The sequence below is a fragment of the Streptomyces sp. NPDC028314 genome, assembly GCF_055565795.1.
On record NZ_JBVHTP010000009.1, the window covers coordinates 274,603 to 299,310 of the forward strand.

20 protein-coding genes are annotated in these 24,708 nt (G+C 73.1%); 4 read left to right on the forward strand and 16 right to left on the reverse strand.

Annotated features, from left to right (window positions below; translation table 11 throughout):
• Nucleotides 1-118: 118 nt before the first annotated feature.
• The 7 genes from ACZ4TG_RS22055 to ACZ4TG_RS22085 all read right to left on the reverse strand — a co-directional run bounded on the left by ACZ4TG_RS22055 (nucleotide 119) and on the right by ACZ4TG_RS22085 (nucleotide 10,625).
• Nucleotides 119-1,036, reverse strand: a complete 918-nt coding sequence (locus ACZ4TG_RS22055; RefSeq protein ID WP_468165312.1) for a serine protease — start codon at nucleotides 1,034-1,036, stop codon at nucleotides 119-121.
• A gap of 106 nt (nucleotides 1,037-1,142) precedes the next feature.
• Nucleotides 1,143-2,714 (reverse strand): RNA polymerase sigma factor, encoded by a 1,572-nt coding sequence (locus ACZ4TG_RS22060; protein WP_468165314.1) that lies wholly within the window; start codon nucleotides 2,712-2,714, stop codon nucleotides 1,143-1,145.
• Between the two features lie 363 nt (nucleotides 2,715-3,077).
• A complete protein-coding gene (locus tag ACZ4TG_RS22065; protein ID WP_468165316.1) occupies nucleotides 3,078-4,019 on the reverse strand; it encodes a FadR/GntR family transcriptional regulator in 942 nt (313 codons plus the stop codon).
• Nucleotides 4,020-4,170: 151 nt separating this feature from the next.
• Nucleotides 4,171-6,045 (reverse strand): ATP-binding cassette domain-containing protein, encoded by a 1,875-nt coding sequence (locus ACZ4TG_RS22070; protein ID WP_468165318.1) that lies wholly within the window; start codon nucleotides 6,043-6,045, stop codon nucleotides 4,171-4,173.
• A gap of 348 nt (nucleotides 6,046-6,393) precedes the next feature.
• Entirely contained in the window at nucleotides 6,394-7,140 is a 747-nt protein-coding gene (locus ACZ4TG_RS22075; protein ID WP_468165320.1) for an NUDIX hydrolase, read from the reverse strand.
• Nucleotides 7,141-7,209: 69 nt separating this feature from the next.
• Complete coding sequence (locus ACZ4TG_RS22080) at nucleotides 7,210-9,177, reverse strand: glycogen debranching N-terminal domain-containing protein (RefSeq protein WP_468165322.1); 1,968 nt, start codon at nucleotides 9,175-9,177, stop codon at nucleotides 7,210-7,212.
• A gap of 185 nt (nucleotides 9,178-9,362) precedes the next feature.
• The gene (locus ACZ4TG_RS22085; RefSeq protein WP_468165324.1) at nucleotides 9,363-10,625 is read right to left on the reverse strand and encodes a DUF4192 domain-containing protein; all 1,263 of its coding nucleotides are present in this window, start codon (nucleotides 10,623-10,625) and stop codon (nucleotides 9,363-9,365) included.
• Between the two features lie 141 nt (nucleotides 10,626-10,766).
• Here ACZ4TG_RS22085 and ACZ4TG_RS22090 point away from each other — a divergent pair, with 141 nt between their 5' ends.
• Together ACZ4TG_RS22090 and ACZ4TG_RS22095 are read left to right on the forward strand one after the other, a co-directional pair.
• Nucleotides 10,767-12,926, forward strand: coding sequence for a RecQ family ATP-dependent DNA helicase (locus ACZ4TG_RS22090; protein WP_468165326.1), 2,160 nt, complete (start codon nucleotides 10,767-10,769; stop codon nucleotides 12,924-12,926).
• A 215-nt stretch (nucleotides 12,927-13,141) separates the two neighbouring features.
• Nucleotides 13,142-13,771: a hypothetical protein gene (locus ACZ4TG_RS22095; protein WP_468165328.1), complete on the forward strand. Its 630-nt coding sequence runs from the start codon at nucleotides 13,142-13,144 to the stop codon at nucleotides 13,769-13,771.
• A gap of 521 nt (nucleotides 13,772-14,292) precedes the next feature.
• Here ACZ4TG_RS22095 and ACZ4TG_RS22100 read toward each other — a convergent pair.
• The 3 genes from ACZ4TG_RS22100 to ACZ4TG_RS22110 form a co-directional block, all read right to left on the reverse strand.
• On the reverse strand, nucleotides 14,293-14,946 hold the full coding sequence (locus ACZ4TG_RS22100; RefSeq protein WP_468165492.1) for a hypothetical protein: 654 nt from the start codon (nucleotides 14,944-14,946) through the stop codon (nucleotides 14,293-14,295).
• Between the two features lie 37 nt (nucleotides 14,947-14,983).
• Nucleotides 14,984-15,820 (reverse strand): ribonuclease HII, encoded by an 837-nt coding sequence (locus ACZ4TG_RS22105; protein ID WP_468165330.1) that lies wholly within the window; start codon nucleotides 15,818-15,820, stop codon nucleotides 14,984-14,986.
• Between the two features lie 81 nt (nucleotides 15,821-15,901).
• Complete coding sequence (locus tag ACZ4TG_RS22110; RefSeq protein WP_468165332.1) at nucleotides 15,902-16,504, reverse strand: TetR/AcrR family transcriptional regulator; 603 nt, start codon at nucleotides 16,502-16,504, stop codon at nucleotides 15,902-15,904.
• A 141-nt stretch (nucleotides 16,505-16,645) separates the two neighbouring features.
• Here ACZ4TG_RS22110 and ACZ4TG_RS22115 point away from each other — a divergent pair, with 141 nt between their 5' ends.
• On the forward strand, nucleotides 16,646-18,199 hold the full coding sequence (locus ACZ4TG_RS22115) for an MFS transporter (RefSeq protein ID WP_468165334.1): 1,554 nt from the start codon (nucleotides 16,646-16,648) through the stop codon (nucleotides 18,197-18,199).
• Nucleotides 18,200-18,303: 104 nt separating this feature from the next.
• On the opposite strand, the gene ACZ4TG_RS22120 is transcribed toward ACZ4TG_RS22115, so the two are convergent.
• The 6 genes from ACZ4TG_RS22120 to ACZ4TG_RS22145 all read right to left on the reverse strand — a co-directional run bounded on the left by ACZ4TG_RS22120 (nucleotide 18,304) and on the right by ACZ4TG_RS22145 (nucleotide 24,213).
• Nucleotides 18,304-20,037 (reverse strand): DUF4153 domain-containing protein, encoded by a 1,734-nt coding sequence (locus tag ACZ4TG_RS22120; RefSeq protein WP_468165336.1) that lies wholly within the window; start codon nucleotides 20,035-20,037, stop codon nucleotides 18,304-18,306.
• Between the two features lie 185 nt (nucleotides 20,038-20,222).
• Nucleotides 20,223-21,137, reverse strand: a complete 915-nt coding sequence (locus tag ACZ4TG_RS22125) for an ADP-ribosylglycohydrolase family protein (protein WP_468165338.1) — start codon at nucleotides 21,135-21,137, stop codon at nucleotides 20,223-20,225.
• An 11-nt stretch (nucleotides 21,138-21,148) separates the two neighbouring features.
• A complete protein-coding gene (locus ACZ4TG_RS22130) occupies nucleotides 21,149-21,808 on the reverse strand; it encodes a histidine phosphatase family protein (protein WP_468165340.1) in 660 nt (219 codons plus the stop codon).
• 72 nt (nucleotides 21,809-21,880) lie between these two features.
• The gene (locus tag ACZ4TG_RS22135) at nucleotides 21,881-22,486 is read right to left on the reverse strand and encodes a YdbC family protein (protein ID WP_468165342.1); all 606 of its coding nucleotides are present in this window, start codon (nucleotides 22,484-22,486) and stop codon (nucleotides 21,881-21,883) included.
• A 32-nt stretch (nucleotides 22,487-22,518) separates the two neighbouring features.
• Nucleotides 22,519-23,361, reverse strand: coding sequence for an arylamine N-acetyltransferase family protein (locus ACZ4TG_RS22140; RefSeq protein WP_468165344.1), 843 nt, complete (start codon nucleotides 23,359-23,361; stop codon nucleotides 22,519-22,521).
• Nucleotides 23,362-23,550: 189 nt separating this feature from the next.
• Complete coding sequence (locus ACZ4TG_RS22145) at nucleotides 23,551-24,213, reverse strand: nitroreductase family protein (protein WP_468165346.1); 663 nt, start codon at nucleotides 24,211-24,213, stop codon at nucleotides 23,551-23,553.
• A gap of 83 nt (nucleotides 24,214-24,296) precedes the next feature.
• On the opposite strand from ACZ4TG_RS22145, the gene ACZ4TG_RS22150 reads away from it, so the two are divergent.
• Nucleotides 24,297-24,692: a winged helix-turn-helix transcriptional regulator gene (locus tag ACZ4TG_RS22150; protein ID WP_468165348.1), complete on the forward strand. Its 396-nt coding sequence runs from the start codon at nucleotides 24,297-24,299 to the stop codon at nucleotides 24,690-24,692.
• The last annotated feature ends 16 nt before the right edge of the window (nucleotides 24,693-24,708 follow it).

A 24,708-nucleotide genomic window follows, 5' to 3' on the forward strand; every position in this document is an offset into this window, starting at 1 on the left:
CTCATGTCCGGGCCCGCGCGGCCGGCCCGCCTGCGGGTCCTGCGTGCGCGCGCCGGCCCGCCTGCGGGTCCTGCGCCTGCCCGGTTCCGCCCGGCCGCCGGGACCCCCGGACCAGCCGCTATGCGCCCTTCCCGGGCCGTGCGGCGGGTCCGGAGCCCCTCGGGGCCTCCCGCGCGCCCTCCGGGTACCCGTCCGGCTGCGGGCCCCTCTCGGAGCCGCTCACGAAGCCGGCCAGCGGAGCGATGCGGGTGTAGACGCCCGGACTGTCCGCCCGGCCGCAGCCGCGGCCCCAGGACACCACCCCGACGAGCATCCCCTGCGCCACCAGCGGTCCCCCGCTGTCTCCCTGGCAGGCGTCCTTGCCGCCGCCCGGGTCCCCCGCGCACACCATGGAGTCGGCCCGGTACTGTCCGTCCGCGTCTCCCGGGTAGGCGCGCTCGCAGACCTCGTCGGACAGCACCTCCACCCGCGCCGCGCGCAGCCCGTACGCGTAGTCGCCGAATCCGCTCGTGTCGCCCCAGCCGTACACCGCCGCCTCGGTGCCGGGGGCGTATGCCGTGTGCCCCTTCCCCGCCATCGGGAGCACGAACTCCGGCGGAACGGACTCCGCCAGCTCCAGGACGGCGAGGTCGCCGGCATTGCTCCCGGGGTCGTAGGCCGGGTTCACCCTCGCCGAGCGCACCGGGATCTCCTTGCCGTCGGCGGCACGAAGCTCCGTACGGCCCGTGATCACGCGGAAGTCCGGAACCGATTCGACCGGGCCGCCCAGCACCTGGCGGCCCAGGCAGTGGGCCGCGGTCACCACCTTGGTCGGGGCGACGATCACGCCCCCGCAGAACTGCCCGCCCCGGGTACCCCCGAACCGGTCACGGCTGGCCAGGGCCACCACCCAGGGGCTGTCCGCCACCTTGACCGGCTTCCCGCCTATGACCACGCTGTCCGCCGCCGCCCGCGGCACCTGGACCAGCGGCGCCACGGCCGCTCCCGCCACCAGGGTCAGCGCGCCCGCCAGGGCGCGGGCAAAGGGACGAAGCATGAGGCCTCCTGACTCCGGGTGTGCATGACTCCACCCAGAGTGGGATGCCCGGCGGCCGTGCGCACCCGCGCGGCCACCGGCGTACGTCCCCCGCCGCCCGGCCCGGTCAGTCGAGGTAGTCGCGCAGCACCTGGGACCGCGAGGGGTGGCGCAGCTTCGACATCGTCTTCGACTCGATCTGGCGGATCCGCTCGCGGGTGACCCCGTAGACCTTGCCGATCTCGTCGAGGGTCTTGGGCTGCCCGTCCGTGAGGCCGAAGCGCATCGAGACCACACCCGCCTCGCGCTCGCTCAGGGTGTCGAGCACCGAGTGCAGCTGCTCCTGCAGGAGCGTGAAGCTCACGGCGTCCGCCGGGACGACCGCCTCGGAGTCCTCGATGAGGTCACCGAACTCGCTGTCCCCGTCCTCGCCGAGCGGGGTGTGCAGGGAGATCGGCTCGCGGCCGTACTTCTGGACCTCGATGACCTTCTCGGGGGTCATGTCGAGTTCCTTGGCCAGCTCCTCCGGGGTGGGCTCGCGGCCCAGGTCCTGGAGCATCTGGCGCTGGACGCGGGCCAGCTTGTTGATCACTTCGACCATGTGCACCGGGATGCGGATGGTGCGGGCCTGGTCGGCCATCGCGCGGGTGATCGCCTGCCGGATCCACCAGGTGGCATACGTGGAGAACTTGTAGCCCTTGGTGTAGTCGAACTTCTCGACCGCGCGGATCAGGCCCAGGTTGCCCTCCTGGATCAGGTCCAGGAAGAGCATGCCGCGGCCGGTGTAGCGCTTGGCGAGGGAGACCACGAGACGGAGGTTGGCCTCCAGCAGGTGGTTCTTGGCGCGGCGGCCGTCCTCGGCGATGATCTCCAGCTCGCGCTTGAGCTTGGGCGCGAGCTTGTCGGAGTTCGCCAGCTTGTCCTCGCCGAAGAGCCCAGCCTCGATGCGCTTGGCGAGCTCGACCTCCTGCTCGGCGTTGAGGAGGGGGACCTTGCCGATCTGCTTGAGGTAGTCCTTGACCGGGTCGGCGGTGGCGCCGGCCACCGCGACCTGCTGGGCCGGTGCGTCGTCCTCGTCGTCCGAGATGACGAAGCCCTTGCTCTCGCCGCCGTCCTCTTCCTCCTCGGACTCGGCCTTGACCGGCCCGGGGCCCTCCTCGGCGGACTCCTCGTCGCCGGCCTCGTCGGCGTCCTTCTTGGAGGCGGTCTTCTTCGCCGCCGTCTTCTTGGCGGCGGTCTTCTTGGTGGCGGTCTTCTTGGCCGCCGCCTTCTTCGTCGCCGTCTTCTTCGCGGGGGGCTCGGTGCCGGGCTCCTCCGCCAAGGCCTCCGCGGTGTCCGGTTGCGCCGTATCGGCTTCCGAGGCCGCGGCGGCGACGGTCGGGGCGGCCGCCGTCTTGGCCGCGACGGTCTTGGTCGCCGTCCGCTTCGCCGGGCTCTTCGCTGCGACGCTCTTGCGGGGGGTGCGCTTGGGCGACTCCGCGGCACTGACCATCAGCGTCACACCCTCTTCCTCGAGGATCTGGTTGAGGCTGCGCAGAACATTCTTCCACTGGGTCGCAGGAATCTGGTCAGCCTCGAAGGCCCGACGCACGTCATCGCCGGCGATCTGCCCCTCGGCCTTGCCCCGCTCGATGAGCGCCATCACAGACTCGGAATCGGCGATCTCCGGCGGGAGCGTACGGGATGTGCTGGCCGACACGAACAACCTCTCGGAACGATGGGAACGGCTTCCGACCCCGGGCCTGGTGGTGCTGGACCGGAGCCGACGACCACCGACTGGGGATGGGCCGGGGGCGCGGGCAGGGGCCGGGGAGCTGCACAGCACCCGCAAGGGCTGCTGTCTTCCCTCCGTCGGCCATCACCTCTTAAGTCATCGCGTGACGTCGCGGAGCGTTACGCCCAATCTTCGTGGCCCGAGTCACACCACTTTTACGCCATTGCCGGGCATACGGTCGTACGCGCGGTTCCGGGGCCTTCCGGCGGCCCCGCACGCCGGTGTCGCCGGACCCCGTGCGGGCCCGGCGACACGTGGTGCACCCCCGCGCCGGTGCGCGTCCGCCCGTCAGTGCTCGCGCGGGGCCGGAACCACGCGCTCGACCTCCGGATGCACCATCAGAAGCTGGCGCATGGCGTTCTCGGCGCCCGTGGCGTCGCCGGCGGCGATGGCCTCGACCATCCGGGCGTGGTGCGCGACGCCGGTCTCGCTGGGGCGGTCGCAGGCAGTGACGGGGCTGCCGGAGACCTGGAGGGCGGAGGAGACGATGCCGGAGAGGTGCTCCAGCATGCGGTTGCCTGCGACCTGGATCAGCAGCGCGTGGAACTCGTTGTCGGCGCGCGCGAAGGTGATCGAATCACCCTGCCCGAGGGCGTGGCCCATGATCTCGACCATGTCGGCGAGCCGCTGCTGGATGTCGGGGCGGCCGTGTCCGGCGGCGAGGCGGGCGGCGAGCGGCTCGATGGTCCAGCGGAGCTCGTTGAGCTCGCGGCGCTGGTCGTCGCGCTGGGGACCGAAGGCCCGCCACTCGATGATGTCGGGGTCGAGCAGGTTCCAGTCGGCGACCGGACGGACCCGGGTGCCGACGTTGGGGCGGGCGCTGACGAGGCCCTTGGCCTCCAGAACCCGCAGGGATTCGCGGACGACCGTGCGGGAGACCTCGAAGCGCTGGCCGATCTCCTCGGGAACCAGCGGGCGGTCCGCGCCGAGGTCGCCGGAGACGATCATCTGGCCGAGCTGCTGGACGAGTTGGCCGTGGAGTCCGCGGCCGCGGCTGCCCGCCGCCCGGCGGCCCACGCGGCTCAACTCGACGTCGGCGCCGTCCCAGTGGGGCGGTCCGACCCGGTCGGCCCCGGGGGTCTCCGCGTAGGGGTAGCGGTCGAGTTCGCCCGGGCCGGCGAGGCCGGAGTCGGCATGGCGGGCGGCGGTCATCATGGTGTGCGCAAGGGTACTCACGAATCCTTTGTCGGTCGTGCTTCCTTCACCCTTGAGGTCTTTGGTGAAAAGCACACGAAAGGGTGATCGGTGCCACCTACGCAATTGACGACTTATCGTAAAGAACCGGGCCTTTTGCGGGGAGTTGCGATCCGCGTGGGGAGATGCGGACGGGATCGGTCCCGTTGGCGCCCCGTCCCGATCCGTAACGGTCACCAACGATCCCTCACCAGCGGACCCGGCTGCGCAGTCCTGTGAACCCATAGGCGCACAACAGGACCATCAACGACAACACCAGCGCGGTGCCGACCGGTTGGGCCATGACCCGCAGGATGCCCATCACCACCCGGTCGGCCTCGGGCGGCCACGGCGACCAGGACAGGCCGCGCAGCCGGGATCCGAGCCCGCTCGCCGGGTACGCGGACGGTCCGTGCAGCGCGTTGCGCACCACCGGTACGACCATCACCGGTACGGCGAGCACCGCTGCCAGGCCCGCCGCAGCGGACCGGAAGACACCGGAGGCCAGGACCCCGGCCCAGGCGCTGCCGACGAGCAGCCCGGCCCAACTCGCCGCCGGGGAGAGCCACCGGGCCGGGGAGCGGAGCGGGCCGGCGTCGAAGACGAGACCCAGGGCGGCGGCGTCGGCGGTGACGGCGAGGGCTCCGAGCAGCAGGGCGAGGCAGGCGGACACCCCGAGTTTCGCGGTGAGCAGCCCCATCCGGCGCGGCACGGTGCCGCGGTGCGCGGCGAGGGCGGGGTAGCGGTACTCCTCGCCGAAGGCCAGGGCGCCGAGCAGTCCGGCCCCGAGGGCGGCGGGGGGCAGCGGCAGCCATTGCGGCCAGGCGGCGAGCAGCCGGTTCTGCGAGGTGTGGCCGGCCCGCGCGAGAATCAGGGCGATGGCCACCGAGACCGTGCCGACCAAGGCCGCGGTCATGGCCGGGGTGGCGGTACCGAAGACCCGGCACAGTTCGTAGCGCAGGGGCCTCAGCGGGCCGCCGACCCGGCGTACCGGCTGGGTGGGGCGCCCGGCGCGGGCGTAGCGGGCGCGGGCGGGCGCGGGCCTGGCCTCGGACGCGGGACCGGGCACGGGCGCCGGCCCTGCGGCGGGTTCCGGCTCCGGCGCGGGGGCGGTGACCGGGCCGGCTTCGGCATGGGCTGCCGACACCGCCGCCGCGTGGGCGGCCGTACGGGCCTCCGTGCGGGCCTGCGGGACGGGCGTGACCGGGGCTCCGGCGTCGCCGGTCTCGTCCGCGAGCTGGTGCACCAGCACCCCGTGCCGGAACGCCGCCTCCCCGACCTCGGCGCAGTTGCTGCCGTACACCGACAGGCGGCTGCCGCTCTCTGCGACGACCTCGACGGCACGCTGGGCGGCCCGGGCCTCCCGGCCCAGGATGTCGGCCAGCCGGGCCGCGTGCGGGGTGCGCACGGCGACCCGGGGGCGGAGCCGGGTCCGCGCGAACTCCGTCGCGTCCTGGTCCGCGACGAGCCGGCCCGCCTCGATGGAGACGACCCGGTCCGCGCCGCGGGCGGCTTCCTTGGCGTCGGCGGTGGTGAAGAGCACCGCGCCGCCGAGGTCGGCGTGACCGCGCAGCAGCGTGTACAGCCAGCCCCGTTCGCGGGGGGAGAGGCCCGCGCCGGGCTCGTCCAGGAGCAGGGTGCAGGGGTCCGCGAGCAGTGCCGCGGCGATCCCGACGCGGCGCTCCATGCCGACCGACAGCGAACCGAGCCGCTGGTCGCGCAGGCCGCCGATGCCGACGACTTCCAGCATGGTGTCGGCACGGGACGCCGGGACCCCGGCGGCGGCGCACAGCATCCGCAGCTGGTTGCGGACGGTCCGCGACGGGTTGCCGGGAACGTCCCCGAGCAGCACGCCGACCTCACGGCCCGGATGCGGGATCCGGTGCAGCGGGCGGCCGCGGAAGTAGGTGATGCCGCGGCCGGGCTCCAGCTCGAGCATGAGCCGCAGCGCGGTGGTCTTGCCCGAGCCGGGCCCGCCGAGGAGGGCGGTGACGCATCCGGGGCGGGCCTCGAAGGTGAGGTCGTCGACGAGGGGCGGAAGGTCGCGGCGGGGGGTGCTGGTGAGTCCGAGGGCCTGGAGCATCGCTTCTCTCGCGGGGGGTGAGACCGCTCTGCGGCAGTGTGAATACCGCAAGCAAGATAACGCGATATGTCCGATTTTTTACGCAGGCGGGCCCCGGGCTCGCTTGTGTCGGCGGACCGTTGGACGTATGGACGGACGCCCGGGTGGACAGCCCCGCGGGGGCCCGCAGGGACGGCCGGCTCCGGAGCCCCGCATGGGCGACCTCGTGGACGACCTAGCGGAGCCCGGCCGAGCAAGGGCGCGGAATCTCGCGGGCGGACCGGCGACGGTGCGGGTGGAGCGACGGCTGCGGCTGGAGCTGCGGCTGCGGCTGCGGCTGCGGCTGCCCGCGATGGTGGGGCGGGGGCGTCAGACTTCCGGGCGCAGCATGGGCGGGTTGAGCAGCGTCGCCCCTCCGGCCCGGAACAGCTGTGCCGGCCTGCCTCCCTGACGGGTCGTCGTCCCTCCGGCCGGAACCAGGAACCCGGGGGTCCCGGTGACCTTGCGGTGGAAGTTGCGGGGGTCGAGCGCCACGCCCCAGACGGCTTCGTAGACCCTGCGGAGCTCGCCGACGGTGAACTCGGGCGGGCAGAAGGCGGTGGCCAGGGAGGAGTACTCGATCTTGGAGCGGGCTCGCTCCACGCCGTCGGCGAGGATCCGCGCGTGGTCGAAGGCGAGTCCGGCGGAGGCCTGGTCGCCGGCCGCGAGGAGCTCATCGACGGGGGCCCAGCGCGCGCTGTTGGCGTCACCGCCTGCCCGGGGCGCGGGAAGGTCCGGCGCCAGCACCAGGTGAGCCACGCTGACCACCCGCATGCGGGGGTCCCGTTTCGGGTCCCCGAACGTGGCGAGCTGTTCGAGGTGCGCCCCGTTGCCCGCGCCGGGGACGGCCGGGTCGTGCGCGCACAGCCCGGTCTCCTCGGCGAGCTCTCTGGCCGCCGCGGCGGCGAGGTCCTCGTCACCGCGCACGAAGCCGCCGGGCAGCGCCCAGCGTCCCTGGAACGGCTGCTCACCCCGTCGGACGACCAGCGCGCAGAGCGCGTGGCGCCGTACGGTGAGCACGACCAGGTCGACGGTGACGGCAAAGGGCGGATAGGCCGACGGGTCGTAGGGCGACATGCCGCGATCATAGTCGTCTGCCTGACGATAAACAGGGCTTTGGTGATCCCGAAGACAGTGATCTGGAACTTAGCCTCCCAGTTGGAGCGCATCTGCCGCCTCCTCCACCATGCCGAGGCCGAGGCGGCTGACGCGGACGGCGAAGGGCTCCCCCGACACCCGCAGCCCGGAGAGCCGGAGGGCGCCCAAGGGGGTACCCGGGAGCGGGTTCAGGGCGACCGTGCCGGCGGGTGCGTCCGGGCGGATCCCGGCGAGCGCCGTGAGCACGTGGACCCCGGCCGCGGCGGCCACCGCTGCCGGGCGGCAGGCCGCGGGGTGCGGGAGCGGGGCGCTGCCGGTGGTGCGCTGCTCGGCGGCGTACATCTCCGGCAGCCGGTACCCGAAGGTCTCGGCGGCGTCGAGCAGTCCCCGGAGCAGGCCGGCGGCCTCCTTCTCGAAGCCCGCCTGGGCCAGGCCGGACACCGCCACCGCGCTCTCGTGGGCCCGCACCGCTCCCGAGCGGTGGCCGAAGGGGTTGTGCCCCGGCTCGCGCGCCGCCATGCTCCGCAGCCCCCATCCCGAGTCCATGGCGGGGGCTCCGAGCAGGCGGGCGAGCTGTTCGGTGCGGACCGGGTCGAGCAGGCCGGGGGCGAGCCGGCCACCGCCCAGCAGCCCGGTGTCCAGCAGGTGCGCGGCAGCTCCCGTCAGCCGGGGCAGGGGCCGTCCGTCGGGATGCAGGGCCGCCGCGGGGCGCCCCCCGTCCGGACCGTCGATCCAGAAGCCGGCCCGGAACCGCTCCCGCAGCCCGGCCGCCCACTCCCGCCACTCGTCGGCTCCGGGCCGCCCGCATCCGGCGAGCAGGTCGGCGCCGAGCAGTGCGGCCCGGTGCGCGTGGGCCTGGGTCTCGCAGCGCCGTGGTCCCGGGTCGGGATCGGCCAGGAAGCCGTCCTTGCCGAGGGCCCCGCGCAGCCACTCCAGGCAGCGCTCCGCGGCGGGCAGCAGCCGGGCCACCTCCCCCTCGGGCAGCCCCCACCGCCGTGCCTCGGCGAGCACCACCGGGAAGGCCAGGGTGGCTTCGGTCCCGGTGCAGCCCGGCGGCAGCTGCGGTCCGGCGCCGCGCAGCGGACCCGGGATCTTCCCGGCATCGGGGCCGCGGCCGCCGACCTGGCTCCGGGCCAGGGTGCGCAGGGTGGCCGCGGCGAGGCCGGTGCCGAGCGGCAGCGCCATCCGGGCGGCCCACAGCGACTCCGCCTGGGCCAGACCGAGCCGCCACGGCACCCCGGCGGCGGCGAAGGCGTCCGCCGGCTCCTCGGGGTCCCTGAGCAGCAGCGCGCCCAGGTCTTCGAGGCTGGTCCGGAACCAGATCTCGGCTCTCGGGTCGTCCCCCTCCGCACGGGCTTCGGCCAACGGGTTCGCCACCTGCCCGGCCGAGGCCCGCGCGGTGCGGTCCCGGCCGGTCCGCAGTTCGATGGTGCGGGCCTGGCCCGGTCCCAGTTCGAGCTGCCAGCGCAGTAGCCCGGACGCGGCGAGGGCGTCGTCCGGCGGGGGCTCGGCGGTGGTGACGGCCTGGGCTTCGCCGGTGCTCCAGCGCAGCCCGGCGGCGTGCACCACCGCGGGGAGCGGCGGCCCGGCACGCCCCGCCGCCACCGCGGCCAGCACGGCCAGGTCGGTGCCCAGCGAGAGCTCCACGGGCACGCGTACGGGGCGGGCGGCGTAGCTGCGCAGGGTGATCCGCTCGGTGCCGTCGGCGTGCCGGACCCGTTCCACTCCGATGTCGGGGTCGGGTCCGGCCTCGGCTCCGGTGCGGACCGTGGCGGTGAAGGCGGCCCGGTCCGCACCGAGGCTGCGCCCCTGGACGGCGACGGGATCCCGGCCGTCCACGCGCAGTACGCAGCGGGAGAGCAGCCGGATCCCGGCCCGGTAGAGCCCGTCGATGCCCTGTCCGGTCAGCTGGCCGTGCTCCGGCGAGATGGCCAGGCAGGGGGCTGCGACGCAGATGACGGCGCCGTGCACGGGCGGCAGTTCGGGCCTGCGGGCGGGGGGTACGGGGTGAGCCATGCGTCGCCTTGTCTGCGCTCCGGTCGGTTTCGCTGGGCGGCGGCGTGGCCGGACCCCCACCACCCCCCAGCTGAACGCCCTCACCCCCGCCCGGGTCACGGGCCCCGGCGGCTGTCCCCGCCGTGGGCGTAGTCGCCGGCCGAGGGTGGCGCGCAGCCGCCGGACGCAATGGGCGCGGTCCCGGATCACTGCTCGCTCCCCGTGGTGCGCTGCGATTCCCGGCGGCCGGCCTTGGTGCGGCGGCCGGGCGGCCGGGTGGTGCCGGCCGGGCGCTTGCGGCGGGGCTCCCGGCGCCTGCGCTCCTCCCGGAGGCACTGCCGGAGCCCCTCGGGGTCGATGCCCTCGTTGCAGGCGTGGTGGAGCAGCTGGGCGAAGCGGTAGTCGGCGTCCGCGCGCAGGGCCATGCCGAGCGCGATGCGGGCGGTGGGCTCGTCCCCGGCGGACCAGGAGACCCACCCGGCCAGGGTCAGCGGGGCCGCCGCGTGCTCGCCGTAGGCTCCGACGCAGCGCCGGGCCAGGGCCCGCCACAGCCTCAGGGCGGGGCCCGCCTCCTCGTCCTCCATCCACTCGGCGGCGATGTCCCGGATCTCGCGGTCCTGGAGGCCGAGGATCACGGCGGCGGCCTCGTCGTGACCGAGCAGGGCGTCGTCCCAGCCGTCGGCGCCGGGGCCCGTCTCGGCGGGCGGGGCGAGGGTCATGCGCTGCATCAGGGTCCGGGCGAGCGCGATGGTCTCGGCGCCGACCTCCTCCCGGGTGGCGCCGTCGAGGATCTTCGGCACCAGGGCGACGGCGGCCCGCTCCAGGGCCTTCTCCTGTTCCACGGCCTCCGCCCCGCCCAACGGCGTCAGGCGGCCCTCGATCTCCCTCAGCGAACCCCTGACCTGGAGCCCGGCGAAGGTGGCCGCGGCGGCCATCACCGAGGTGCCCGCCAGGGCCAGCGGGTTGCCCTCGGCCGGGCAGCAGCGCTCGTCTGGGCACGTGTAGGACCAGTAGCGGCCGCCGGAGAGGCACAGGGCCTCCAGGACGGGCACGTCCAGCGCGCCGCAGGCGAGCCGGAGCCGTTGGGCGAGCGGCCGCAGCCGGGTCATCACCCGCTGCCCGCTCTCTCCGCCGCGCGGGTCCTGGCAGAGGAAGACGACGATGCCGTCGGGCTTGCCGGCGCGCCGTTCGCTGCCCCGGACCAGGGTTTCGGCGACCTGCCGGGCGGTGTCCTCCCATTCCGCCGGTGCCGGGGGAATCCCGACGCGCAGCCGCCCCCCGAAGCGTCCGGCCTCGCCGTGGACGGCGACCATCACGAGCGAGTCGGTGGGATGGAAGCCGAGCATGTAGGGCAGCGCGTCGGCCAGTTCGGCCGGGCTGCGCAGGGTGATCTGGGGTTCGGTGGGTGCTCCGGACGGCGTGATGGACGGCCGGCCGGACGGACTGCGTGGTTCGTGGTTCTTCGTCATGCGTCGACGGTCCCGTGCGTGATCCGATCACGAAACCCCTGTGGATAACTCCCCGAAACCCCCTAACTGGTCCAATATTCAATATCCACAGGGTCAGGGCGCCATTGGCGCGATGTCAGAGCCATCAGGTTGCATGGGGGCATGAACCCAGACCTGAGGTCCTCAGCCGATTCCGTTCTCGCCCGCCTCGTGGGCGACCCGACGGGCACCGCTCGGCTGCGCGAGGACCAGTGGCTGGCGATCGAGGCCCTCGTCGCGCACAAGCGCCGCGCCCTGGTGGTGCAGCGCACCGGCTGGGGCAAGTCCGCGGTGTACTTCGTCGCCACCTCGCTGCTGCGGGCGAGCGGAGCCGGCCCCACCGTGATCGTCTCCCCGCTGCTCGCGCTGATGCGCAACCAGGTCGAGGCCGCCGCCCGGGCGGGTATCCGCGCCCGCACGATCAACTCGGCCAATCCCGAGGAATGGGAGTCGATCCAGGCAGAGGTCGCGGCGGGCGAGGTCGACGTCCTGCTGGTGAGCCCCGAGCGGCTCAACAATCCCGACTTCCGCGATCAGGTGCTCCCCAAGCTCTCCGCCGCCACCGGCCTGCTCGTGGTCGACGAGGCCCACTGCATTTCCGACTGGGGGCACGACTTCCGTCCCGACTACCGCCGGCTGCGCACCATGCTGGCCGATCTCCCGCCGGGCGTCCCCGTGCTGGCCACGACCGCCACGGCCAACGCCCGCGTGACCGCCGACGTCGCGGAGCAGCTGGGCACCGGCGCCGGGACGGACGCCCTGGTCCTGCGCGGCCCGCTGGACCGGGAGAGCCTCAGCCTGTCGGTGCTGACCCTGCCCGACGCGGCCCACCGGCTGGCCTGGCTCGCCGACCACCTCGCCGACCTGCCCGGATCCGGGATCATCTACACCCTGACCGTTGCCGCCGCCGAAGAGGTCACCGCCTACCTGCGCCACCGCGGCCACACCGTCTCCTCGTACACCGGCAAGACCGAGAACGCCGACCGCGAGCAGGCGGAGAACGACCTCCAGGCCAACCGGGTCAAGGCCCTGGTGGCCACCTCCGCCCTGGGCATGGGCTTCGACAAGCCCGACCTGGGCTTCGTGGTGCACCTGGGATCCCCCTCGTCCCCCATCGCCTACTACCAGCAGGTCGGCCGCGCCGGCCGTGGTGTGGAGCACGCGGAGGTGCTGCTCCTGCCGGGCCGCGAGGACGAGGCGATCTGGCAGTACTTCGCTTCCGTCGCGTTCCCGCCCGAGGCGCAGGTCCGGCGCACCCTGGACGTCCTGGCACAGGCCGGCCGGCCGCTTTCGCTGCCGGCCCTGGAGCCGCTGGTCGACCTGCGGCGCACCCGTCTGGAGACGATGCTCAAGGTCCTCGACGTGGACGGGGCCGTGCACCGGGTGAAGGGCGGCTGGACCTCGACGGGCGAGCCCTGGGTGTACGACGCCGAGCGCTACGCGTGGGTGGCCCGGCAGCGGGCCGCCGAGCAGCAGGCCATGCGCGACTACGCGGCGGCCACCGACTGCCGCATGGAGTTCCTGCGCCGTCAGCTCGACGACGAGGAGGCCGCGCCCTGCGGCCGCTGCGACAACTGCGCCGGAGCCCGGTTCACGGCGGAGGTGTCCAGCACCGCGCTGGACACGGCGCGCGGCGAGCTGGGCCGCCCGGGCGTGGAGCTGGAGCCGCGCAAGATGTGGCCGACCGGGCTCGTGGCGGTGGGTGTCGACCTCAAGGGCCGGATTCCGGCCGGAGAACAGTCCGCCACCGGCCGGGCGCTCGGTCGGCTCTCCGACATCGGATGGGGCAACCGGCTCCGCCCGATGCTCGCTCAGCAAGCGCCCGACCAGCCGGTTCCGGACGATGTCGCGCAGGCCGTGGTGGCCGTACTCGCCGACTGGGCGCGGGGGCCCGGTGGTTGGGCGTCGGGGGCCGCGGACGCCCCCGCCCGGCCCGTGGGAGTGGTGTCCCTGCCCTCGCGCAGCCGCCCCCAGTTGGTCGGGTCCCTCGCCGCGCGGATCGCGGAGGTGGGCCGGATGCCGCTGCTCGGCGCGCTCGCGTACACCGACCAGGTACCGGAGTTCGGCCTGCCCTCGTCGAACAGCGCCCAGCGGGTCCGCGGACTCCACCAGGCCTTGACCGTGCCCCCGGAACTGGCGGCCACGCTGGCCGAGGCCGCGGGGCCGGTGCTGCTGGTGGACGACCGCGCGGAGAGCGGGTGGACCCTCGCGGTGGCCGCGAGGCTGCTCCGGCGAGCAGGAGCGAAGGAGGTGTTTCCGCTGGTACTCGCGCTTCAGCCATAGCCGAATGCGTCATCTTCGGCGTGGCGGGGCAAGGATATGAACGGCATACCGGCGAATTCCGGTCGGCGGCCTCAAATGCTCATTGCCCCATGCTCGCGGGCCACGCGAGAATCGGAGTGCTCCCGCTCGGCTCGTCGGCACTCTCCAGGGCCGTGCTGCGGCGCGCCCACATCCCAGCCGTGCCCGTACGCGGGCGTGTACCCGAAGGGAGGACCGTGACCTTCGGATTCGCCCCGCCCTCGACCACGTCCCTGACAACGGCCACCGGCGGCGCCAGCCGGCACGGCAGGCTGCTCGAACCCGCCGAGTGGACGGCGGCGGGGGTTCCGCTGCTGGCCAATCCGCGCGAGATCGTCACCGGCCTGCACTCGCGGCACAACCCGGTGCCGTCCACCGCCGTGATCGCGGTCCTCGGCCCCGAGGAACGGCTCGTCGCGAGCGCCTCGTTCGTCCAGCGGACGGCCTCGGCCGACGGCTGGGAGTACCGCAACGCCCTGCTGTCCCGGCTGCGCCGGGTCCTCCCGCACGACCTGAGACGGCGGACCCCGGTACGGACCGCGGTGCTGATGTACTGCCGCGACGGGGACGAACGGTGGACGGAGGAGGACGGCGCCTGGATGTGGGGGCTGCGGGACGCGTGCACCCTGCACGGGCTGCGCTGCGGTGCGTACATCACGCTGACCCGGGGCGGCTGGCAGGTACTGGGCGAGGGGCGCGGCGGGCGACGGCCCAGCTCGGACTCCCGGCCGGAGCCCCTCGGCTCGACCGTCGCCGAGTTCGGCCCGATGGCCTTGCGCACCGGCGGCGGCGCGGCCGAACCCCTGCGCCGCACAGCCGCGCGCTGAACCCCCTACCGCGGCACGCGCTGAACCCCGTACGCCGCACGCGCTGAGCCTCGTACCGCCCCACGCGCCGGACCTCGTACCCGCCCCACGGGCTGAGCCCCGTACCGCCCCACGGGCTGAGCCCCGTACCGCCGCACGCCGACGCCGTGCCACCGCACGGGCCCAGCCACGTACCGCAGTACACCCCGGTCACGCGCTGAACCTCGTACCGCAGCGCACGACGGACCTCGTACCGCAGCGCGCGCCGCCTCGGACCACCGCACGCGCCCATCTGCGTACGGCCGCCACAAAAGCCAATGGCCTGCGGCCCGGTGGGGTGCTCGCATGCGTACGCGGACGGGCGTACGGACACGGCACCACCCGGCGCCACAAGCCTGTCCCGCGGCACGTGCGGAGCACGGCGCCACGGGCGGCCCTCGCAGCCGCGCCCCGGAACCGGGTGTGCGGCGGGTCAGGCCTCGGACTTCAGCGGAGCCGGCTCACGGCCTGCCCCGCCTCTTGCCCGTACCGGGAACGGGGCGTCAGACGCCCGCACCCAGAACGGAGTTGATCTGCTGTGCGTCGCCGCACACGACCAGCAGCGCACCGGCCCGGGTGAGCGCGATCGGCAGAGCGCGGGCGGCCGCTTCGACCGGTCCGCCGTTGGCCGCGAAGACCACGACGGGACGGCCCGCGGCACGCTGCACCTGCGCCGCGTCCGCGTAGAAGACGTCGTCCCCGGCATCGTGCTGGGCCCAGTACGCGGCCTCGCCGAAGGACAGTTCGTGTGCGGCCCACGGGTGCAGGTCGCCGGTGGTGAGCACCAGGATGTCGCCGGGCGCGCGCCCGGTGTCGAGCAGCAGGTCGACGGCCTCTTCGGCCGCGTCCAGCGCGCCCTCGGCGGAAGCCGGGATCAGCTGGACCTGCGGCACCGCCGCCGAGACGGACGGCGCGGCGGGCTTGGGGGCTGCGGGAACGGGTCCGGGGGTTGCCTGCGCCGCACGCTGAGCGGGCGGAGCGGGTCGGACGGGACCGGGGCGCCCGGGCCGGGGTACGGCGGCGGGACGCGGACCAGGTACGGGGCGGGGGGTCTGCGCGGTGCGGCTCGCGGCCGGCGTGACGCGGGGACCCTGGGCACTCTCGTGAATCTGAGGCTCCTCGGTGGTGAGAGGCTTGAGTTGACATCTATCAAACAGCGGTACGAACGTACCGGCGGGCGGCACGTGGACGCGATCAGAAATCGAAGCCGAGTTGGCCTCCGTTTTCCAGCTCCGTCTGCTCCTCGCTACGGCGCACCTTCTTGAGGTGACGCCAGCGCGGCAGCGCATCGAGGTACGACCACGAGAGCCGGTGGTACGGGGTGGGCCCCAGTTCCTCCAGCGCCGCGCGGTGCACGGGCGAGGGGTAGCCGGCGTTCGCGGCGAAGGCGAAGTCCGCGATCCTGCCGCCGCGTTCGCCCGGCCCGGCCGGCTCGGCCAGGGCGACCCCTCCGGGCAAACCAGCCCCTCCAGGCAGACCAGCCCCTCCGAGCAGACCAGTTCCTCCGGACGGACCAGCCCCTCCGGACAGTCCAGGCAGCTCCGGAAGTTCGGCCATCATCCGGTCGCGCCGGACCTTGGCGATCACCGAGGCGGCGGCGACGGCGACGCAGGACTGGTCGCCCTTGATCACCGTACGGACCCGCCAGGGCGAACCGAGATAGTCGTGCTTGCCGTCGAGGATCACCGCGTCGGGCCGCACCGGCAGGGCCTCCAGAGCCCGTACCGCCGCCAGCCGCAGGGCGGCGGTCATCCCCAGTTCGTCGATCTCCTCGGGAGAGGCATGGCCGAGCGCGTGCGCGGTGACCCAGTCCTCCAGGACGTCGAGCAGCGCTTCGCGTCGTTTGGGGGTGAGCAGTTTGGAGTCGGTGAGCCCGGCGGGCGGGCGGCGCAGACCGGTTATCGCCGCGCACACGGTGACGGGACCGGCCCAGGCCCCTCGTCCGACTTCGTCGACCCCGGCGATGACCTTGGCGCCGGTGGTTGCACGGAGGGAGCGTTCGACGGCGTGGGTGGGTGCTTCGTACGGCATGGCGCCAGCAAGGTTACGCCGCCCGGAGCCGCCTGCACACCCCGGCCCGGGCGGGGCGCACCGCGGGGTCGGCCGAGGGACTCACGGTCTGAGCATCGGGACCATGACCCGGTCGATCAGTTCCGCGATGTCCGGGTCCTCCCATTCGCTTCCGTACACCTTTGCGCGGTACATGAACATCGCCGGGATCACGTCGGTAACGAACGGAGCGGCCGCATCCGCTCGCACGTCGCCTCTTTTGATTCCGCGTTCCACAAGGCCTCTGATCAGCCCTTGAGCGGGTTCGTGCAGCCCCTTCCAGATCACCTCGCGGAACCGGTCCGCATGATGGTGATCGCATTCGTGAAGCACCGCACGCAGAGCCTCGCCGGCGCGCGACTTCATGACGTCGCGCATCTGCGCGCACAGCCGGTAAAGATCCTCGCGGATGGATCCGTGGTCCCCGATCTCACCCAGCGGTGGCAGCCCGGCCCGCAGCACCTCGGCGACCAGGTCCGCCTTCGACGGCCACCGCCGGTACAGCGCGGCCTTCCCGGTGCGCGCGCCCGCCGCGACGGCCTCCATCGTGAGCGCGTTCCAGCCGACCGTGCTCAACTGCTCGAGCGCGGCGTCGAGAATCGCCCGTTCCAGCTCCGGGCCCCTCCTGCGTCCCGGCGCCACATCTGACCAGCGCGAATCCGCCATGCCCCATACCTCCGACCCACCCGCGCACCCGCCGCACGAATTTCCAGCCCTAGTGAACGCTTGTGTTCACTAAGGCTCGACTCCTACCGTGGACCCGCAGTGAACGAATGCGTTCACTATTTCACTTCGGGGGGATCCTCAGTGACAAGCACCCAACTGGCCACGCCGCGAATACCCGGAGCGGCGCGACGGCCGGGGCGCCCGGGGGTGGCGCTGGCGGTCATCGCCGCCTGCCAGCTCATGGTCGTCCTCGACGCGACGATCGTGAACATCGCGCTCCCGCACATCCAGACCGCGCTCTCCTTCTCCACCACCGACCTGTCCTGGGTGATCAGCGCCTACACCCTCGCCTTCGGCGGCCTGCTGCTGCTCGGTGGCCGCGCGGGCGACATCCTGGGCCGGCGCCGCGTCTTCATGACCGGCATCCTGCTCTTCACCCTCGCCTCCCTGCTCGGCGGGTTCGCCCAGGAGCCCTGGCAGCTGTTGGCCGCCCGCGCCCTCCAGGGGGTCGGCGGCGCGATCGCCTCGCCGACCTCGCTGGCCCTGATCACCACGACCTTCGCCGAAGGCCCCGAACGCAACCGGGCCTTCGGGGTGTTCGCCGCCGTCTCGGCGGGCGGCGGCGCGATCGGCCTGCTGGCGGGCGGCATGCTCACCGAGTGGCTCGACTGGCGCTGGGTCCTTTTCGTCAACGTGCCGATCGGCGTGCTGATCGCCGTCCTGGCCCCGCTCTACATCAGCGAGTCCGAACGCCACCCCGGCCGCTTCGACATCGCCGGGGCGCTCAGCTCCACCGGCGGCATGGCCTCGCTCGTCTACGGCTTCATCCGCGCGTCGGAGGACGGCTGGCGGGACCCGCTGACCCTCGGCTCCTTCGCCGCCGCCGTCGTGCTGCTCGGCCTGTTCGTCCTGGTCGAATCGCGGGCCCGCGAACCGATCATCCCCCTGCGGATGTTCGCCGACCGCAACCGCGCCGGCACCTACGTGATCATGCTCGGTCTCGCCGCCGCGATGTTCGGCATGTTCTTCTTCATCGTCCAGTTCGTGCAGAACGTACTGGGCTTCTCGCCGATCCAGTCCGGGCTCGGCTTCCTGCCCGTGACCGTCGCCATCGTCACCGCCGCCGGGCTCTCGCAGCGCTTCCTGCCGCGGTTCGGGCCGAAGCCGTTCATGGTCACCGGCTCCGCGCTCACCGGCGCCGGCCTGACCTGGCTGACGTTCATCGAAACCGACAGCTCGTACGTGTCCGGGGTGCTGGGCCCGATGCTGCTGTTCGGCTTCGGCATGGGCCTCAACTTCGTGACCCTCACCCTCACCGCCGTCTCCGGGGTGGCGCCGAGGGAGGCGGGCGCGGCCTCCGGGCTGCTCAACGCCGCCCAGCAGGTCGGCGGATCGCTCGGCCTGTCCATCCTCGTGACCGTCTTCGGCACGGCCGGCCGTACCGAGGCGGAGAAGCAGGTTCCGGCCTTCGTGGCGCAGGCCGACCCCGCTCAGCTGGCCGCCTTCAAGGAGACCGGGCGGATGCCGGACCCCTGGGGGGACCTCGTCCTCACCCAGGGGATCTCCACCGCCTTCATCGCCGCCGTGGCGATGGCCGGGCTCGCCCTGGCCACCGCCCTGCTGGTGATCCGGGTGCGCAAGAGCGACCTGGAGGCTCTCAACGGGACCGCCGAGAAGGCCGGTCCGGTCGGCTGAGCACCGGCTGTCGTACGAAGGCCAGGCGCGCGGGACCGTCCGCGCGCCCCGGCCGCCCCGGGTCCGCCCGGCACCCGGAAGCTCCGGGGCGCCGGGCTCCCGGGCTACTCGTTGCGGCTGCCGAACACGCCGAGCCGGATGCACTCCCCGAGCGAGACCGAGACCGGACGCTCGCGCAGGATCCGACGGGCCCGGTGCTCCCCCAGGCTGGTGGCGTACCAGGGCCCCTCGCCCGCCTCCGACAGGTCGTCGCGGATGCCGATCAGGGCGCAGGACCGCTGGGGCTCGGGCAGCCGGTCCAGGGCGGGAACCGCGTCGGCCGACAGGTAGCCGAAGTAGGCCAGGTCGATCTTGTGGTCCTGCTCGTAGCGGGCCACGTTCCGCTCGGCGATGATCCCGTCGGGGGACAGCAGCCCGAAGGCCAGCACGGTGGCGGCGGCGCTGCCGACGACCACCCGCGCCAGCCAGCGCCCGCCGAACGCCCCGGCCGCCATGATCAGCACGACCACCAGCCCCAGCCACAGTTCGGCGGTGACCACCGACAGCCGCAGCCGGGTCAGCCCGTACGCGTCGACGTACAGGTCCATCCGGCGCACCGCGGAGGCGACCACGACCAGGGTCAGCAGACACAGCGTGCCCAGGACGGCCCGGACGAAGCGGCGGTCGCCGGCTCCGTCGCGCGGGGCCCAGCGCAGCGCCAGCGCGATGACGCCGAGGACGAACACGGTGGCCCAGAGCAGCTGCCAGAAGCCCTGCCGGGCGTACTCGGCGTAGCTGAGCCCGGTGCTGTCCAGCACCTTGTCGTAACCGCCGAACAGTACGGCCAGCTGCACCGCGATGAAGCCGGCGAAGAGCAGGTTCAGCACGATGAGGGGCAGCGCCCACTCGACGCGCGAGCGCGCCTTCCCCGGGCTCACCTGGATCCGGTCCCAGCGCAGCGGGGCCGCCGCGGCGCGGGCCGCGGACAGTGCGAGGACGGCGCCGGCCAGGAACAGCAGGATCCGCACCGGGCTGTCACCGACGGAGACATCGGGGGTCAGACCCTCGAGCAGATCCGCGAAGGCCGCGTCGGCGGAGGCGAACAGCGCGCCGAACACCGCCAGCAGCACGGCCGCCACCACGGCCGCCTTGGCCACGGGCAGCCAGCGCTCGCGGTCCACGCCGTCCCCGCGCGAGCGCACGCCCACCCAGGCCCAGCCGATGCCGGAGCCGACGGCGTCGACGAACCCGAGAGGGCTGAGCAGCACACCGGGCCAGGTGCGGGTGCCGTGAAGGGCCAGCCCGGCCAGCGCTACGGCGGCCAGGACCGCCAGGCTGGACGGCCAGGCGGAGTCGCGCAGGGCCGGCACCGCGAGGAGGGCCAGGCAACCGAGGGCCCAGACCAGGGTCCAGGGGCGGGCCTTGCGCCCGGCCGCGCGGGCGGAGACGTACGCGGCGACCACCGCGGGCAGCGCCGCGAGGAGCAGGCCCGGGCCGATGCCGTCTCCGAGGAGGAAGGCGGCGGCGAGACCGGCGGCGAGCACGGCGACCAGGGTGGCGGTGCGGATCGGGGCGGCCGGGGCGGAGCGGATCCGCCTGCCGATCGAGGCCTCCGCCCTCGCGGCGGCCGCGGCGTAGGCCTGCTGCTGGCGCAGGTGGTGCTGGTGGACCAGCCAGGCGTGCCAGGCGGCCGGGTCGTGACCGGGCAGCCCGGGAGCGGGCGGGGCCACCGGGGCCGGAACGGGCGGAGCGGCCGGCGCCGGAGCGGACGCGGCCGCGGTATCCGGGTGCGCCGACCCGGCGGCAGCCGCATCTCCGGCCGCCGCTTCACGTTTCGCCTTGTCGGCGTTTTCGGACATCAGGTTCCCTCCCCTGTCGGCCGCCACCGGAGTGCGGGAAATGGCGGCGGCACAGCGGACAGAGTGGCCTGCGGTATGCAGTTTTGAACAGATTCAACTGACCCTTGTGTCAGGACCGTGACAATCGAAAGGGGGGTACTCCGGTACGGAACCCCGCACCGGAACACCCCCCTGACCTCGACGTTCTAGCGCGCCTCCGCCGGCAGCCAGGCCGGAAGGGCCTCGGTCCGGGCCACCCAGGCCTGCGGCAGCGCCTCGTCGCCGCGCGCGCCCAGCACTCCGCCGACGATCGCGCAGGTCGTGTCCACGTCTCCGCCGACCTGCGCCGTGGTCCAGAACGCCCGCTCGTAGTCGTCCAGCGCCCGGGCCGCCGACCACAGCGCGAACGGCACCGTGTCATGGGCGGTCGTGCGCCGGCCGCAGCCCAGGACGGCGGCGACCGTCGTGGCGTCGTCGTAGTCCAGCATGCCGCGCGCCCGCCGCAGCCCGGCGCCGACCGCGCTGCGCGGCACCAGCGCGATCACCGCGTCCAGCAGGTCGGCGGCCGTCGGGGGCCCGCCAGGAGCCGCCGCCAGCGCGGCGGCCGCGGCGACCGCCATGGCCCCGCACACCGCCTCGCGGTGCTGGTGCGTGGTGTACGCGGAGATCTCGGCCTGGTGCGTGGCCTGCTCGGGATCGTCCGCGTACCAGGCGCCCAGCGGCGCGATCCGCATGGCCGCTCCATTGCCCCACGAGCCCTGGCCGTTGAACAGCTGGGCCGCCTCGGTACGCCAGTCCGCGCCTTCGCGGACCAGGCGCAGCATCCGGTTCACGGCGGGCCCGTAGCCGCGGTCGAAGTCGTGGTGATGGGCGAAGGACTGCGCCAGGGCGTCCTGGTCGATGCGCCCGTGCTCGGCGAGCACGGCCACCACCGAGGAGGCCATCTCGGTGTCATCGGTCCACTGCCAGGGCTCGGTGCCGCCGGGCACCTCACGCCGCTTGAGCAGCGGGTAGTTCACGGGAACGAAGTACTGGGAGCCGAGGGCATCACCCAGCGCCAGCCCTCGGAGGCTGGACATGGCGCGTGCGTAGCGCCTTTCGGAAGAGGAGTCAGCGGTCATCGCGCGCCACTCTAGCCGTCCAGGTCATAAGGCTCGGGTGTGGTCCAGCGCTCAAACGGGCGGTCCATGCGGTACCGGCCGTCCTGACCCAGCAGCAGCACCCGGTATTCGCCGTTCCCGGGGTTGGAGAGGGATTCGAACTCCGCCACCGACCAGTGGAACCAGCGCATGCAGAACAGCCGCATGGTCAGCCCGTGGGTCACGACCAGGACGTTCTCGGGATGGTCCGGAGCCTCGAAACTCCGGTAGAGGCTCTCCAGGAAGGACCCGACCCGGTCGTAGACGTCCGCACCCGACTCGCCCTGCGCGAAACGGTAGAAGAAGTGGCCGTACGCGTCCCGGTACACCTTCTGCAGCCGTACGTCGTCCCGGTCCTGCCAGTTGCCCCAGTCCTGCTCGCGCAGCCGGGGCTCCTCGCGCATCCGGACCCGCGCCGGATCGAGCCGCAGCTCCCGGAAGGTCTGGAGGGTCCGGCGGTACGGGGAGACGTACGCGCTGATGTACTCGTCGCCGAAGAGCTCGCGCAGCCGTGCGCCGGCCGCGGCGGCCTGTTCGCGCCCGGTCCGGGTCAGTCGCAGGGCGTGGTCGGGCTCCCGCTCGTACACCGAGTCGTCGACATTGCCCTCCGATTCCCCGTGCCGGACAAGGATGATGCGCCGTGGTCGAACCATTCCACGACCCTATTCGGCCACCCTCGCGCCGGTGCACCGGGCACGCCGGTCAAGCCGCCGCTCGTCGTACGGTCATACCGTCCAAGAAGGTTCGAGGTCGACGACGTCGCCGGTGAGCGCCTCCACATCGGCCTCGGTCTGGGCGCGCAGCGAGAGCCGCTCCACCCGCTCCTGCCGGTACTTGCCGTGCTCGGCGGCCGCGCGCCACATCGACAGCACCAGGAACTCCCGGCCCGGGGCCTCCCCGAAGAGGCCCCGGATCATGCCGGGCGAACCCGCCATGGCCGGGTTCCACACCTTCTCCTGCATGAGGGCGAAGTGGTCCGTCCGCCCCTCCCGCACCCGGGTGTGGGCGACCCGGACCACGTCGGCGTCGGAGAAGCGCGGCTCGAAGCCGGTCTTCACGTCGAAGCGGTGGTCGAAGAGCGTGACCCGCGCGTCGGTGTAGGTGCCGTTCTGGGAGGCGGCCAGCCGGTCGTACGAGCGGGCCATGAAGGAGTCGTAGAAGGAACGGCTCTCCCAGAACGCGAAGACGTGCGCGACGCCCTGCCGTCCCCGGCTCCAGCCGCCAGCCTGCCCCCGGAATCCCGGCTCGCCGGGCAGCCCCGCCCATTTGCGCTGTCCACGCTCGAACCCGCGTCGGTCCGTCACCGTGCAGCGAATCCACTTGACCAGCACCGCGCCATCGTACGGGCCGCGCGCGGTCCGGGTCAGTCCCCGGCGCGGTGGATCCGCACCAGTTCCGCCGCATCCCGCTCGGGCAGCCGAAGCCCGAACTCCCGGTCGAGCACGGCGATCAGCTCGTCCGGGCCAACGGTCTCCCGCTCGAGCCTCCCGTCCGGATACAGGCGGCTGAGCTCCCGCCCCACGAGGGACAGCCGTACGGACTCGCCCGGGTAGTGGACGACGACCTTGCCGAGGAAGGCGGAGCGCGGGTGCGAGGAGCTGTAGTGGTTCAGCACCACGTAGTCGACGGGGTGGTAGACCTGCGGAGAGAACGCGTAGAGGTCCCGCCAGGTTTCCCCCTGCAGGAGGCGGAGGGCGAGGACGCCGTCCCCCTCCTGATGGACGGAGTACGTCCACTTCCCCTGCCGCACTTCGACGCCGGTGCGGCCGAGCGGTACGGGCTCGACCGGTCCGGGCTGACCGAACCCGGCGTCGCACAGCCACGGTTCGCCCTCGACGGTGACGATGAGCACCGCATGCGTCACCGGGAGCAGCTTGTCGCCCCGGGTGCGGTTGCGGGCACCGCGCCCGGAGACCTCGAAGCCGATCCGCTCCAGGGCGGCGGCCAGCAGCGAGTTCTGTTCGTAGCAGTAGCCGCCGCGGCGACCCTGCACGATCTTGTCCTGAATCACCTTGACGTCCAGCCCGACGGGGCGGCCGAGCGTGACGTCCAGGCTCTCGAAGGGTATGGCGCCGATATGCGCCCGGGTCACTGCGAACAACGTCTCCAGGTCCGGCCGGAGTTCCCCGCTCCCGCCCCCGCTCGCATCCGCCAGACCGATCCGCGCCAGATAGGCGTCCAGGTCCAGTTCGTCACTGCTCCACATGGTTCCCCCGCTCCACCGTGAAATCCGGGGCAGCCGGTCGGCCCGCCCCGCACAATGATCACAGGACGGCCCTCCACAACCGACCGGCCCGGGGCCCGCGCACGCAGAAGCGGGGACCGGCCCAAGGCCCGTCCCCGCTTCGTCAGCTACTCAGCAGCAGCGTCCAGCCGTGATACTGGTGCAGGGCAGCTATTCCCGGCGTGCGGTATTCCCCGCCCCGTCGGCCCCGTACGATTCGCGGAACACGGTGCGCTCCCGGGCACGCCGCCCCGGATGGCGCCGGTCCTCCGCCGGGTAGCCGACCGACACCAACAGGGCGATGGCCAGGTCGTCACGGTCACCGATCCCGATCACCTTCTTCACCTTCTCCTCGTCCCAGCCGTTCATGGGCGAAGTCGCCAGGCCCATCTCCGTAGCGGCAAGCATCACGAAGGAGGCCGCGATCATGGCGTCCTTGACCGCGTACTCCCGGAGCAGACCCCGCTGGTCGAGATCCTCCTGGAACGCCCGTGATGCGGCGGAGAACATCGCGATGAACTCGTCGCTCCATGCTCCGCCGCACCGCGCCTGCTCGTAGACGTCACTGTGGTCATCACGCCAGGACTGGGGCTCGGCGACGAAGACCAGTACGACCGGAGCCTCTTGCGGCTGGGGCTGGCCCCCCGTGGCCCATGCCAGCCCCGCACGGCCCTCGGCTCCGGATACCGCGACGATCGACCGGTCCTGCAGGTTCCAGCTGGTGGGGGCCTCAACGGCGAGACCGAGAAGCGCGTCGAGCGTGGTATCCGGGATCGGGTCGGGCAGGTAATGGCGGACGGTGCGGCGGGTGCGGATCGCTTCTGCGACAGACATCGTGGGACTCGTCATGTCACTCACTATCGGAGAGTCACTCTCCATCAGGAAGAAGGCACTATTTTGTGCGTTACTCTCCCCGCATGGAGACCATTGTGGAATCGTCCGGGCTGCCCGCCGACGTCTACTCCGCGAAGTGCCCGACACGCCAGGTCCTCGATCACATCTCCGGCAAGTGGACCATTCTGGTCGTGGACGCCCTCCTCGAAGGCACCCTGCGGTACACCGACTTGAGCCGACGCATCGAGGGCGTGTCGCAGAAGATGCTCACTCAGACTCTGCGCGGCCTCGAAGCCGACGGGTTCGTCACCCGCACCGTGTATCCCACCGTTCCGCCCCGGGTCGAATACGACCTGACGGAGCTCGGCCGCAGCCTCGCGGAGCCGATCACCGCGCTCCGCCAGTGGACGGAAACCCATATCAACGAGATCGAGCGGGCCAGGGCCCGGGCCGCGTCGGAGGCTGGGAAAGCCCCCTGATCCGTTGCACCGCATG